The organism is Actinomadura sp. KC345 (assembly GCF_004348515.1).
In the GTDB taxonomy this organism is placed as follows: Bacteria; Actinomycetota; Actinomycetes; order Streptosporangiales; family Streptosporangiaceae; genus Spirillospora.
In genome coordinates this window covers 1-11,775 of record NZ_SMKH01000252.1, presented here as the reverse complement: position 1 = coordinate 11,775, position 11,775 = coordinate 1, and the positions used below count along the sequence as shown (strand labels likewise).

The 11,775-nt window shown below is 71.4% G+C and carries 10 protein-coding genes; 3 read left to right on the top strand and 7 right to left on the bottom strand.

Annotated features, from left to right (window positions below; all coding sequences use genetic code 11):
- Window positions 1-79: 79 nt before the first annotated feature.
- From E1281_RS30535 to E1281_RS30520, 4 genes are all read right to left on the bottom strand, one after another.
- Window positions 80-859, bottom strand: a complete 780-nt coding sequence (locus E1281_RS30535) for an enoyl-CoA hydratase-related protein (protein ID WP_131883185.1) — start codon at window positions 857-859, stop codon at window positions 80-82.
- A gap of 105 nt (window positions 860-964) precedes the next feature.
- Window positions 965-2,110, bottom strand: coding sequence for an acetyl-CoA C-acetyltransferase (locus E1281_RS30530; RefSeq protein WP_131883184.1), 1,146 nt, complete (start codon window positions 2,108-2,110; stop codon window positions 965-967).
- 112 nt (window positions 2,111-2,222) lie between these two features.
- A complete protein-coding gene (locus E1281_RS30525) occupies window positions 2,223-4,274 on the bottom strand; it encodes an MDR family MFS transporter (protein WP_131883183.1) in 2,052 nt (683 codons plus the stop codon).
- A gap of 98 nt (window positions 4,275-4,372) precedes the next feature.
- Window positions 4,373-4,774, bottom strand: a complete 402-nt coding sequence (locus tag E1281_RS30520) for a hypothetical protein (protein ID WP_243717594.1) — start codon at window positions 4,772-4,774, stop codon at window positions 4,373-4,375.
- Between the two features lie 107 nt (window positions 4,775-4,881).
- Between E1281_RS30520 and E1281_RS40635 the strand changes: the two genes are divergently transcribed.
- Together E1281_RS40635 and E1281_RS30515 are read left to right on the top strand one after the other, a co-directional pair.
- Window positions 4,882-5,043 carry a hypothetical protein gene (locus E1281_RS40635; RefSeq protein ID WP_165959177.1) on the top strand — a complete coding sequence of 54 codons (162 nt, stop codon included), beginning with the start codon at window positions 4,882-4,884 and terminating at the stop codon, window positions 5,041-5,043.
- A 319-nt stretch (window positions 5,044-5,362) separates the two neighbouring features.
- Window positions 5,363-6,187, top strand: a complete 825-nt coding sequence (locus E1281_RS30515; protein ID WP_243717593.1) for a methyltransferase domain-containing protein — start codon at window positions 5,363-5,365, stop codon at window positions 6,185-6,187.
- Between the two features lie 21 nt (window positions 6,188-6,208).
- Here E1281_RS30515 and E1281_RS30510 read toward each other — a convergent pair whose 3' ends face one another.
- Window positions 6,209-8,536, bottom strand: coding sequence for a SpoIIE family protein phosphatase (locus E1281_RS30510; protein ID WP_131883181.1), 2,328 nt, complete (start codon window positions 8,534-8,536; stop codon window positions 6,209-6,211).
- A gap of 213 nt (window positions 8,537-8,749) precedes the next feature.
- Window positions 8,750-9,451 (bottom strand): metal-dependent transcriptional regulator, encoded by a 702-nt coding sequence (locus E1281_RS30505; RefSeq protein ID WP_131883180.1) that lies wholly within the window; start codon window positions 9,449-9,451, stop codon window positions 8,750-8,752.
- A 99-nt stretch (window positions 9,452-9,550) separates the two neighbouring features.
- Here E1281_RS30505 and E1281_RS30500 point away from each other — a divergent pair, with 99 nt between their 5' ends.
- Window positions 9,551-10,255 carry a UdgX family uracil-DNA binding protein gene (locus E1281_RS30500; RefSeq protein WP_131883179.1) on the top strand — a complete coding sequence of 235 codons (705 nt, stop codon included), beginning with the start codon at window positions 9,551-9,553 and terminating at the stop codon, window positions 10,253-10,255.
- 52 nt (window positions 10,256-10,307) lie between these two features.
- Here E1281_RS30500 and E1281_RS30495 read toward each other — a convergent pair whose 3' ends face one another.
- Window positions 10,308-11,726, bottom strand: coding sequence for an MFS transporter (locus tag E1281_RS30495; protein WP_131883178.1), 1,419 nt, complete (start codon window positions 11,724-11,726; stop codon window positions 10,308-10,310).
- Between the last annotated feature and the right edge of the window lie 49 nt (window positions 11,727-11,775).

The following is an 11,775-nucleotide window of genomic DNA, read 5'->3' as shown; positions in this document are numbered from 1 at the left end:
CCCCAGCCTCCGTACCCCCAAGGCGGTCCGTACCCGCCGGCGGGGTATCCCCCGGGCGGCTACCCGGGCGGCCGCTGAGTCAGCGGCCTTCGAAGTCGGGCGAACGGTTCTCCAGGAAGGCCGCGATGCCTTCCTGGGCGTCTTCCGTGGCGGCGAGTCCGACGAGTTCGCCCAGCAGATGGGCCACCTGGTCTTCGAGCGGACGGCCTTCGACGGCGAAGAAGGCGTCCCGCCCCCGGCGCAGGCCCAGCGGGCTCTTGGAGGCGATGGCGGTGGCCAGCTCATCCACGCGGGCGTCCAACTCCGCGCGGGGGACGACCTCGGTCACCAGGCCGATCTCGCGGCCCTCGGCGGCGGTGACGCGGGAGCCGGTGTAGTACAGCTTGAACGCGTGCTTGGGCGCGACGTTCCGGTTGACGATCGCCATGATCATCATGGGCCAGAGACCGACGTTGACCTCGGGGGTGGCGAGCTTGACGTCGTCCGCGGCGATCACGAGGTCGCACGCGGCGGCCAGGCCCAGACCGCCCGCGACGGCGTGCCCGGCGAGCCGCGCGATGATCGGCTTGCCGAGCTTCGGGAACGCGGTGAACAGGCGGAACGGCGCGCTCTCCCGGATCACGTCGGGCGAGGCGAGACCGTGCTCGCCCAGCCCGCCGAGGTCGGCGCCCGCGCAGAACGCCCGATCCCCCGAACCCGTCAGCACGATGACCCGGACGTCCGGGTCGGTCTTGGCGCGCTCGAACACGTCGAGCAGTTCGCCGACCATCCGGTCGCTGAGGGCGTTGCGCGCCTCGGGACGGTTCAAGGTGATCCGGGCGACCCGATCCGCGACCTCGTAAAGGATCGTCTCGTACATGCCCTGGCCCCTTCCCGGCCGTGCGTCCGCACCGGCCGCGAACACGTTACTGCCCCCTGGAGCGGCCCGAAGGCGACGTTCCAAGGGGCAGTTCGCGAAGCGGGGTCAGACCCGCTCGATGATCGTCGCGTTGGCCTGGCCACCGCCTTCGCACATGGTCTGGAGGCCGTAGCGGGCGCCGGTGCGCTCCAGCTCGTGCAGCAGCTTGGTCATCAGGATGCCGCCGGTGGCGCCGAGCGGGTGGCCGAGGGCGATCGCGCCGCCGTTCGGGTTGGTCTTCTCCAGCGAGGCGCCGGTGTCCTTGGCCCAGGCCATCGGCACCGGGGCGAACGCCTCGTTCACCTCGAAGACGTCGATGTCGTCGATCTTCAGGCCGCCGCGCTGCAGGGCCTTCTCCGTGGCGGGGATCGGGCCGGTCAGCATGTAGACCGGGTCCGAGCCGCAGACGGCGAGGGTGTGGATGCGGGCGCGGGGCGTCAGGTTGTGCTTCCTGACGGCCTCCTCGGACGCGATGAGCAGCGCCGACGCGCCGACGGAGATCTGCGAGGCGACGGCGGCGGTGATGTCCCAGCCCTCGCGGAGCGGCTTCAGCTCCGCCATCTTCTCCAGCGTGGTGTCGGGGCGGGCGCCCTCGTCCTTGGACAGGCCGGCGAGGGGGGCGATCTCCCGCTCGAAGTGGCCCGCCTCGATGGCCTTGCTGGCGCGCTTGTGGCTTTCGAGGGCGAACTCTTCGAGGTCCTGGCGCTTGAGGCCCCACTTCTCGGCCATCAGCTGCGCGCCGCGGAACTGGGAGATCTCCTGCTGGCCGTACCGCTCGGCCCAGCCGTCGCCGTACGGGAAGGGCATGCCCTTCTCCAGGGCCATCGCGACGGAGGATCCCATGGGGACGACGGCCATCTGCTCGACGCCGGACGCGACGACGAGATCCTGGGTGCCCGACAGGACGCCCTGCGCGGCGAAGTGGATCGCCTGCTGGGACGATCCGCACTGCCGGTCGATGGTCACGCCGGGCACGGTGTCCGGCAGGCCCGCCGACAGCCACGCGGTACGCGAGATGTCGAGGGACTGCGGGCCGACCTGCATGACGCAGCCCATGATGTTGTCTTCGACCGCGGAGGGGTCGACGCCGGTGCGGTTGACGAGCTCCTTGAGCACGTGGGCCCCGAGGTCGGCGGGGTGGACGTCCTTCAGGGCGCCCTTCTTGGTACCGACGGGGGTACGGACCGCGCCGACGATGTACGCCTCGGCCACTACGCCTCCAAATTTTGGGGTTCCGTCCCGAAACCGAGTGAGATTCGGTCAGTCAGTATGAGATTACATCGCTCGCGACGCAACGCCATGTGAGCTGAGTCTCGGGGCCACCTTAGGCACGGCGTCCGGTGGGCTCTGGACCGGGGTCGGGGCGAAGGACGTCGCCGTCCGCGTCGTCGCCGAGGGACGCCTCCGCCAGCCTGGTCAGCACGTCCGCCAGTTCCGGATGTTCCTCGGGGGACCAGCCGTCCACATGGCGAGCCAGTCCCTCACGCCGCGCGGCGAAGAGCCGTTCGGCCACGGCCCGGCCGGCGTCGGTGATGGCGAGGGTCCCGTCCCGGCGCTGCACGTAGGCCGCGTCGACGAGCCGGTCGACGTACGGGCGGCCGTGCTCGATCGGGACGCCGGCGCGTTCGGCGAGATCCTGGCCCTTGACCGTCCCGTCCTTGGCGATGCGGCAGAGCGCCCAGACGCTCCCGGCCGGTAGCGCGACTCCCGCGTGCGCGCCTAGCCGCTCGTAGAGCTGGCGGGCCTTCGCGTCCTTGCGCATGAGTTCGCTCAGCGCGCGCTCGATCTCGTGCCTGGACGACCGGGCGGTCGGTGCCGCACCGAACCCTTCTCCATAGTCGTGCGTCTGCGACGTCGCGCGGAGAGGGACCTCGCGCAAGAACCACGTCAGCACGAACCCGACGGCCACTACTGGGACGGCCCAGAAGAACACCGAGTCGATCGACTCCGAGTAGGCGTGCAGGACACCCCGCTGCACCTCGGCGGGGTACCGGTCGAGGAGCTGAGGGTTGCCCTGGACGGCGGACGGATCGAATCCAGGGGGAAGGACCCGCGCCAGGTCCTCCACGTGGCCGGCGAGCTGGTTGCTGAAGATCGAGCCGAACACCGCGACGCCGAACGACCCGCCGATCTGCCGGAAGAACGTGACGCCCGACGTGGCCGCACCCAGGTCCCGGTACGACACGGCGTTCTGGACGGCGATGACCAGCACCTGCAGCACCATGCCTAGCCCGAAGCCGAGCAGCGCGAACCGCAGGCTCATCGACAGCGTGGACGCGGTCTCGTCCAGCCGCGAGCACAGGTACAGGGCCAGCGCGATGAGCGGGGTACCGACCACGGGGAAGATCTTGTAGCGCCCGTACCGGGTGATCAGCTGCCCGGAGCCGATCGAGCTGGCCAGCATGCCGAGCATCATCGGCAGCAGGTGCACACCGGACAGCGTCGGCGAGACGCCGTGCACCACCTGCAGAAGGATCGGCAGGAACGTCAGCGCGCCGAACATCGCGAAACCGACCGCGAAGCTGACGGCCGAGCCGAGCGCGAACACCCGGTCGGCGAGCAGCCGCGGCGGCATGACCGGCTCGGCGGCGCGGCGCTCGACCAGCACCCAGACGCCGATCAGCGCGACGGACCCCGCGGCGAGCCCGATGATCGGCGCGGAGATCCAGTCGTAGCTCGTCCCGCCCCAGGTCGTCACCAGGACCAGGCCGACGGCCCAGCCGACGATCAGCAGCGTCCCCAGGTAGTCGATGCGGTGGCGTTCGCGCTCGCCGGCCTTCGGCAGCACGACGGCGATGACCAGCAGCGCGAGAACGCCGATGGGCAGGTTGATGTAGAAGACCCAGCGCCACGACAGGTTGTCGACGAACCAGCCTCCGAGCAGGGGGCCGCACACGCTGGACACGCCGAAGACCGCACCGAACAGCCCTTGGTAGCGGCCGCGTTCGCGCGGCGGCACCACGTCCCCGACGATCGCGACGACGAGCACCATCAGCCCGCCCCCGCCGAGGCCCTGCAGGGCGCGGAAAACGATCAGCTCCGTCATGTCCCGCGACAGCCCGCACAGCGCCGACCCGATCAGGAAGATGACGATCGACGCCTGGAACAGCCGCTTGCGCCCGTACTGGTCCCCGAGCTTGCCCCACAGCGGCGTCGAGGCCGTCGCGGCCAGGAGATACGCCGTCACCACCCACGACAGGTGGTTGAGCCCGCCGAGGTCGCTGACGATCGTCGGCAGCGCCGTGGACACGATCGTCTGGTCCAGCGCGGCCAGCAGCATGGCCAGCATGAGCGCGCCGAGGACGACGTAGAGTTCCCTGCCCTTGGGCATGACCTGCTCGCCGTGCGCCGCCCTCCCCGCCGATCCCGCCGTCATGCAGTCCCCCGCCGATGCCTCCGGTTCGCGGACTGGGGAGGTCTACCCATCAGCCGGAGGAGATCACCGGCCGGCGGCCGCGCGATCCGCGGTCCGGGTCAGCCCGTGAGGTCGCGGGCGACCTTCGCCGCACCGATCGCGGCCGCGCCGCCGGAGACGGCCACGGCGCCCGCCGTCACCCACAGCGGCAGCCCCGGGCGGGTCTTCATGCCGCTCATGAGATCGAGGGAGTCGACCGCGAGGCCGAGCCGCGCGAACATCCGCCGTCCGGAGTCGTCCCGGCTCAGCAGGTAGCCGGCGCCGAGCGCGATCTCCCGCGCGCCGAACGCCCGGACCATGTAGTCGCGGCCCGTGTCGGCGCCGCCACCGATGCCCATGGCCTTCACGGTCAGCCTGGGCGCGGCGAGCGCCGCGAGGCCGAGGGCGACCCGCCCGCGCGCCAGGTTGGTCATCATGCCGTCGAGTTTGTCGCGGCCGTCTGTTTCCTTCGCATCTGCCACAGGGGGAGATTATCTGGCCCACTTCCGGGCCCGACCGGCGGGTAACCCGTTCCTTACACGTCTATCGTGGCGAGGAGGCGGCACTCCCCCACACAGTGAAGGTGACCATGGAAGGCATCCTCAGCCTCGTCGTCGTGTCACTGCTCGCCGCGTTCTGCGTGCGCTGGGCGGCGGTGCGCCTCCGGCTCCCCATGCCCACCCGGCTCGCGGTGATCATCGTGTTCGTCCTGGTCGTGCTGGCGATGTACGGGCAGCACCTGAGGGGCTGACGGGGCCCACGCGGCGGTCTCCGGCCGGGGCGGCGAAGATGGGACGAGATTGTGTCCGGCCGATCCCGAACTTACGGCCCCGAAGGGGAGTCATAACTGGCGAAACCGGCTTCACGCCCGTTCAACGCCCCCGCCGAGGCAGACGTGCGGCGCCCGGATGATCCCGGGCGCCCGGGCCCGTGCCCCGCGCGGCGGACGCGAGCGGTACCCCGTCCGGCGAAGTCGGCCCGAGCCGAGGGAGTCGCAAGTGAACAGTTTTCATCCTCGGTCGCCTGCACCGGTCAGGGCCCCTGGCGTCAGGACGGATGAAAACCCTTCAGTGCCGCACAAGGCCACCGCCTGGAAGACCGGCGGCGCGACCACCCCGCATCTACGCCGGCTTCTGGATTTCGTCGAGCCCACGCGGGACGACGTGTGCCTGGACGTGGCGCGCGGCAGCGGCCCCATGCCCGCGGCGCTCGGCCCGCAGGTGCGCCACGTGACCGCCGTGGACGTCATGCCCGCGCCCGCGTCGTCCGACCCGTCCGGCGCATTCGCGCGGATGTCCACGGTGGAGTTCGGGACGGGCCCGGTGCGGCTCACCGGCGGCGACGCGGTCCCGCCGTCCGTGACGCGCGAGGACCGGCTTCCGCATCCGCTGGGGCCCGACCGCACCTCGGTGAAGGCGGACGCCACCGCACTGCCGTACAGGGACAACGCGTTCTCCCTGGTGACGGCCAGATTCTCGCTCCACGGCCTGGGCGACCCCCATGACGCGCTGCGCGAGCTGCTGCGGGTGTGCCGCCCCGGCGGCCGGGTCGTCATCGCCGATCTGGTGCGCGGCAACCTCGCCGGACCCGACCGCGACCGCATCCAGCGGCTGCGCGACCCCGACCACCCCGGCGCCCCGTCGATCGCCCGGCTCACCGAAATGATCACCTCGGCGGGCGGGAGCATCCGCCGGCTGGACGTGTTCACGGTCGAACGCCCCGTGGAGCCGTGGCTCGCCGGTTCCTGCGACGAGGCGACGGCCGACCGGATCCGCACCGCGCTGATCGACGAGGTGGACGGCGGCCGGCGCACCGGCGCGAAACCCCGCATCATCAGCGGCGAGCTGTGGTTCACCCAGTCCTGGGCGCACGTGGCGGCCGAACCGATCGCCTGATCCTCACCCCGCCGGACTCCGTCAGGGGCTCAGCGGCAGCTCGAACCAGACGGCCTTGCCGTCCGCCGTCGGCCGGGCGCCCCACCGGGTGGCGAGCTGGTCGACCAGGTACAGGCCGCGCCCGCCCTCGTCGGTCTCCCCCGCGCTGCGGATGCGCGGCAGCCGCATGTCGGAGTCGAACACCTCGACCCAGATGGCGTCGGCCCCGCGCCGCAGGCGGAGCCGGAACTCCTTGGTCGGCGGTTCGCGGCGGCCCAGGTCGGCGCCGAGGTTCCAGTCGTCCTCCGAGAAGGCGCCGCCCTCGAACAGGTCGCCGTCGAGCGAGCCCGTGTCGCTCATGTTGAACTGGACGGGCGGCGGGGCGCTCAGCGGCTCGCCGCCGCGCCCCGGAGTCCCGGCCGAGACCGGCACGACCATCTCGCGGCGCGGGGCGGGCGTGGCCGTGGCGTGCAGGACGACGTTCGTGACGACCTCGGAGACCAGCAGGCATGCCAGCTCGGCCTGCTCGTCCAGCATCCCCCAGGACGCGAACGCGTCGGCTGCCATCCGGCGGGCCTCCGACACCATGATCGGCTCGGCGGTGAACGTGCGCTCCTCGACCGCCAGCTCGTCACCGGCGGTGCGGATCACGACGATCGCGACGTCGTCGTCGATGTCGCCGGGCACCGCCTCGTAGGCGGCGTTGGCGATCGCCTCGACGCCGCCGCGCGCGACCTCGGCGACGGCGGCGCGGACCATCTCCCGCGACTCCTCGCGGGTGTAGTAGTCGCCGTCGTCCTTGGGGCGCCGGTCGATGAGGCCGTCGGTGTACAGGACGAGCGTGGAGCCCGGCTTCAGCTCGCTGGTCTCCTCGTTGAAGAGGATCTCGCCGCCCATCCCGGGGGCCCGCAGGCCGAGCATGCCGCCTTCGCTCTCGAACGGCAGCTCGCCGACCTGGCCGTCGACGATCAGGAACGGGGGGTCGTGCCCGGCGTTGGCGAACTCCAGCACCCGCGACCACGCGTCGTACACGAAGTAGGTACAGGACACGAGCGGCGGCCGGACGAGGTCGTCGCTGTTCCAGCCGGAGCGCATCCGCTCGGGCCGCGTCATCGTGCGGACCCACTCGTCCAGCTTGCGCAGTATGTCGGCAGGCGGCTTGTCGTCCTGCGCGAACGCGCGCAGGGCGGCGCGGAGCTGGCCCATCACGGCGGCGGCGCGGGCGCCGCGTCCCTCGACGTCGCCGATGACGAGGCCGACGCGGCCCGCGGACAGCGGGATCACGTCGTACCAGTCGCCGCCGACCTGCGTCTGGATGCCGTGCCCGTGCGACTCCAGCGGGCGGGCGGGCTCGTACCGCCAGGCGATCTGCAGGCCGTCCAGCGGGGGCGGCCGGTCACCGGGCAGCAGGTGCTTCTGGAACGCGAGCGCGGTGTCGCGCTCCTCCTCGAACAGCAGCGCGTTGTCGACGGCGAGCGCGACGCGGCTGCCGATCGCGCCCATCAGGTCGCGGTCGAAGCCGTCGTAGTGCGGGTCGGGCCGCTTGGTCAGGTTCGACAGCGCCAGGCTCATCACGCCGAGCAGCTCGCCGCGCACCAGCAGCGGCGCCGAGATCACCGAGGTGATGCCCATCTCGTTGCCGAGCCGCTGCGACGACTCGGTCGGCGCGGCGTACCGGTGCTGGATCATGTCTTCGACCAGGACGGCGTCGCGGCGGCTCATCGCCTTCTCGGCGAAGTGCCCGCGCGGGTAGGCGATGGGCTCGCCGACCTCGGCCCAGGTGCCGGGCGGCGGCTCCCAGCCGCCCGCGTGCCGCGACACCCGCCGGTACAGCCGGTCGCCGCTGTAGAGGTCGATGAAGCAGTGGTCGGCGAACTGCGGGACGAGCGTGTCGGCGACGCGCCGCAGCGTGCTCTCCAGCTCAAGGGATCCGGCGAGCCGCTCGCCGATGCGTTCCATCAGGCCGTAGCGGTCCTGCTCGCGCTGGTTGGAGCGCAGCGCCTCCCGCGCGAAGATCACGACACCGTCCACGGCGCCGGAGGGGTGGCGCAGCGGCACCGCGTGCGCGCGCGTGTAGACGGTGGTGCCGTCCGAGCGCAGGTTGCAGAACGTGCCTTCCCACACGCCGCCCTTGAGGACGTGCTTGGCCAGCTCGGTGGCCTGCTCGTGGTCCTCTTCGGCGATGCCCAGCGAGAGCACGGAGTGCCCGATGATGTCGTCTCCGCCGAACCCGAACAGCTGGCGCGCGAAGGAGTTGCCGTAGATGACGTTGCTGAAGCGGTCGCAGACGATGACCGCCATCTCCATCTGGTTCAGGACGGTCTCGGGTGGCAGATAGGCCTCGTCAGGCGCTTCCCCCCAGTGGCTCATCTCCCCATCCCGATACCAGTCGCGCTCCCCGTCCGGTCCGCCCGGCCGATGATCACCGGGCGTCGCGGCACGGACATCGTGCGTGTTCCCTCCGTCGTATTGAACGACGAACCTGCCGCCGGGATACGCCCGGAAGGCACGATGTCTTGGAGATCTTCGGTATAGACCGCCGAGACGGGGCCTCGCACGACGCCGACACGCATGCCGGCCGGATCAGCGCCTGCTGACGAAGACGTGCTCGGCGATGTCGCGCGGCAGTTCCGTCGCGGGAGTGTCGGCCTCGTCGTCACTGATCACCCGCACCCCGTCATCGGTAGCCCGAAGAGTCACTTCTCGTCCCGGTTGTATCCCTATCTGCTTGAGTCTAAGCATCAGGTCGCTGTCGCTTTGCACCTGTTCGCTGATCCGCTGGATCACGGCGCCCGCGCCGCCGGGGCTGGCCACCGCGGTCATCACCGACAGCGGCGCGGTGTCGGCGGCGACGCCGTGCCCGCCGAGTTCGGCGAGCCCGGGGATCGGGTTGCCGTGCGGGCAGGTGGTCGGGTTGTCCAGCAGCGCGACGAGGCGGCGTTCGACGTCCTCCGACATCACGTGCTCCCACCGGCACGCCTCGATGTGGACGTCCTCCCAGGGGAGCCCGATGACGTTGACCAGCAGGCATTCGGCGAGACGGTGCTTTCGCATGACGCGAGTCGCGAGGCCGCGGCCGCTTTCGGTCAGTTCGAGGTGGCGATCGCCCTCCACCCGCAGCAGCCCGTCGCGCTCCATCCGCGCGACCGTCTGACTCACCGTCGGTCCGCTCTGCGAGAGCCGTTCGGCGATGCGCGCACGAAGGGGAATGATCCCTTCCTCTTCGAGCTCGAAGACCGTCCGGAGGTACATCTCCGTGGTATCGATCAGGCCGTGTGAGGTCACAGCTCCCTCCAGTCTTATGGTCACGAGTCTACTTGCTGGGGACGCACGTCGCCGGGCCACACGAATATCCTCGTCAAGCCGGGTACGAGGGAACGCAAGATGAACACGAAACCTTCCCATGACGCGGAGCCGTTCCTGCCCGAGACCCCCGAGGAGCGGGCCGACCTCGGCGCGCTGCGCCATGCGGCGGCCGGCTGCCGCGGCTGCGGGCTTCACGAGAACGCCACCCAGACCGTGTTCGGCGAGGGCTCCCCGGGCGGACGGGTCATGTTCGTCGGCGAGCAGCCCGGTGACCAGGAGGATCGCAAGGGCCTGCCGTTCGTCGGCCCGGCCGGACGCGTCCTCGACCAGGCGCTGGTGGAGGCCGGGATCGAGCGCGATGAGGTGTACGTCACCAACGCCGTCAAGCATTTCAAGTTCAAGCGGCAGGAGGGCGGCAAGCGGCGCATCCACGAGCCGCCGAACGCGGGCGAGATGCGCGCGTGCCGTCCCTGGCTGCTGGCCGAACTGCGGCTCCTGGACCCGGACGTCGTGATCGTGCTCGGCGCCACCGCGGGCAAGGCCCTGTTCGGCTCCTCGTTCCGGGTGACCAGGCAGCGCGGCCACCTGCTCCCTCTCCCAGACCTGGAGAAGATCGGCACGCCTGCGGCGGGCCGGGAGATCGGCGACACCCCGCCGGACCGTGCCGGCGCCCGGATCGTCGCGACGATCCACCCGTCCGCCGTCCTGCGCGCCGACGACCGCGAAGCGACATACCGGGGCCTGGTCGACGACCTGAAGGTAGCCGCCTCCACCCTCCGTTGACTTGCGGCGTGATGGTGTTATGGCGGCCCGCATAACAACAACACGCCGCAAGTCAACGGTCGGGGTTGACCGGGACGGGCTGGGCCGTGCGGGTGTCGTAGCGGAGCAGGGCGGGGACGGCGAGGGCCGCGACGACCACCAGGACCGCGCAGGCCAGGCCGCCGCCGACCCAGGACACGCTCGCGCCCGCGACGCTCGCGGTCGCGCCCGCGCGGACGTCCCCGAGCCGCGGCCCGCCCGCGACGACGACGGTGAACACGCCCTGGAGCCGCCCGCGCATCTCGTCCGGCGCGTACGTCTGGAGCATCGACTGGCGGAAGACCGCCGACACCAGGTCCGCCGCTCCGCCGACGGCCAGCAGCACGACGACCAGCCACAACTGCCCCGCCAGCCCGGAGGCCGCGACCGCGAGACCCCAGATCACGATGGACACGACGAGGGCGATGCCCTGGCGGTGCACCCGCCCGATCCAGCCGGACATCAGCCCGCCGAGGAACGCGCCGATCGCGATCGCCGCGAACAGCCAGCCGACCGCGCCCTCGCCGCCGAACCGGGTGTCGGCCACCTCGGGGAACAGCGCGCGGGGCATCGCGATCGCCATCGCGATGATGTCCACGACGAACGACATCATCAGCACCGGCTGCGTGGCCAGGTACCTCAGCCCGTCGAAGACCGACCGCAGGCCCGGCGAACCGGTGATGTCGCCGAGCGGCGGGATCGCCGGCAGCCGGAGCGCCGCGTAGAGGGCGAGGCTGAACAGCACGGCGTCGAGCGCGTAGGCGGCCGCGTAGTTCCAGCGGGCCAGCAGGACGCCGGCGAACAGCGGGCCCGCGAGCATCCCGAACTGGCTGGCGGTGAAGGCGAGCGTGTTGGCCGCCGGGACGAGGGGCGTGTCGATCAGCCGCGGGATGATCGCGCTGCGGGTCGGCGAGGCCACCGCGAAGCCGATGGCCTGGACCGCGACCACCGCCATGATCAGTGCGAGGCTGTCGACGCCGAGGAGCGCCTGCGCGAGCAGCAGCAGGGTCGCCACCCACATGACGCAGGACGAGACGAACAGCAGCCTGCGCCGGTCCATGTGGTCGGCCACCGCGCCGCCCCACAGCCCGAACACGATCAGCGGGACGAGGTTGACGAAGCCGAGGACGCCGACCCAGAACGACGACCTGGTCATGTCGTACACCTGGACGGGGACGGCCACGGCGGTGACCTGGAACCCGACGAACGACACGCCCTGGCCCAGCCACAGCCGCCGGAACGCGGGCAGGGCCAGCGGCCGGGTGTCGATCGCGACCCTGCGCAGCCTGCTCCCCCGCAGCCCCGTGCGGGTCTTGCCCGGCTTCGGGCCGTCCCGGTGTTCCTCCGGTTCCGAGCCGGGGTCCGCGTCCCCGGAGTGTTCGGCTTTCCCGGAGGCACCGGAGGAAGAGCGGTCAGGACCGTCGGCGGGGGTTGGCTCCTGTTCCGATGTCACGGAGACAGTCTCTCCACCACCCATTCGCCGGACTCGTCCGGGGTTGCGT

Excerpts from the sequence above, each read along its gene's own strand:
- E1281_RS40635 (WP_165959177.1), top strand. The coding sequence starts at position 4,882 with ATGGAAGGCATCCTCAGCCTCGTCGTCGTGTCACTGCTCGCCGCGTTC.
- E1281_RS30535 (WP_131883185.1), bottom strand. The coding sequence starts at position 859 with ATGTACGAGACGATCCTTTACGAGGTCGCGGATCGGGTCGCCCGGATC.
- E1281_RS30525 (WP_131883183.1), bottom strand. The coding sequence starts at position 4,274 with ATGACGGCGGGATCGGCGGGGAGGGCGGCGCACGGCGAGCAGGTCATG.
- E1281_RS30510 (WP_131883181.1), bottom strand. The coding sequence starts at position 8,536 with ATGAGCCACTGGGGGGAAGCGCCTGACGAGGCCTATCTGCCACCCGAG.
- E1281_RS30500 (WP_131883179.1), top strand. The coding sequence starts at position 9,551 with ATGAACACGAAACCTTCCCATGACGCGGAGCCGTTCCTGCCCGAGACC.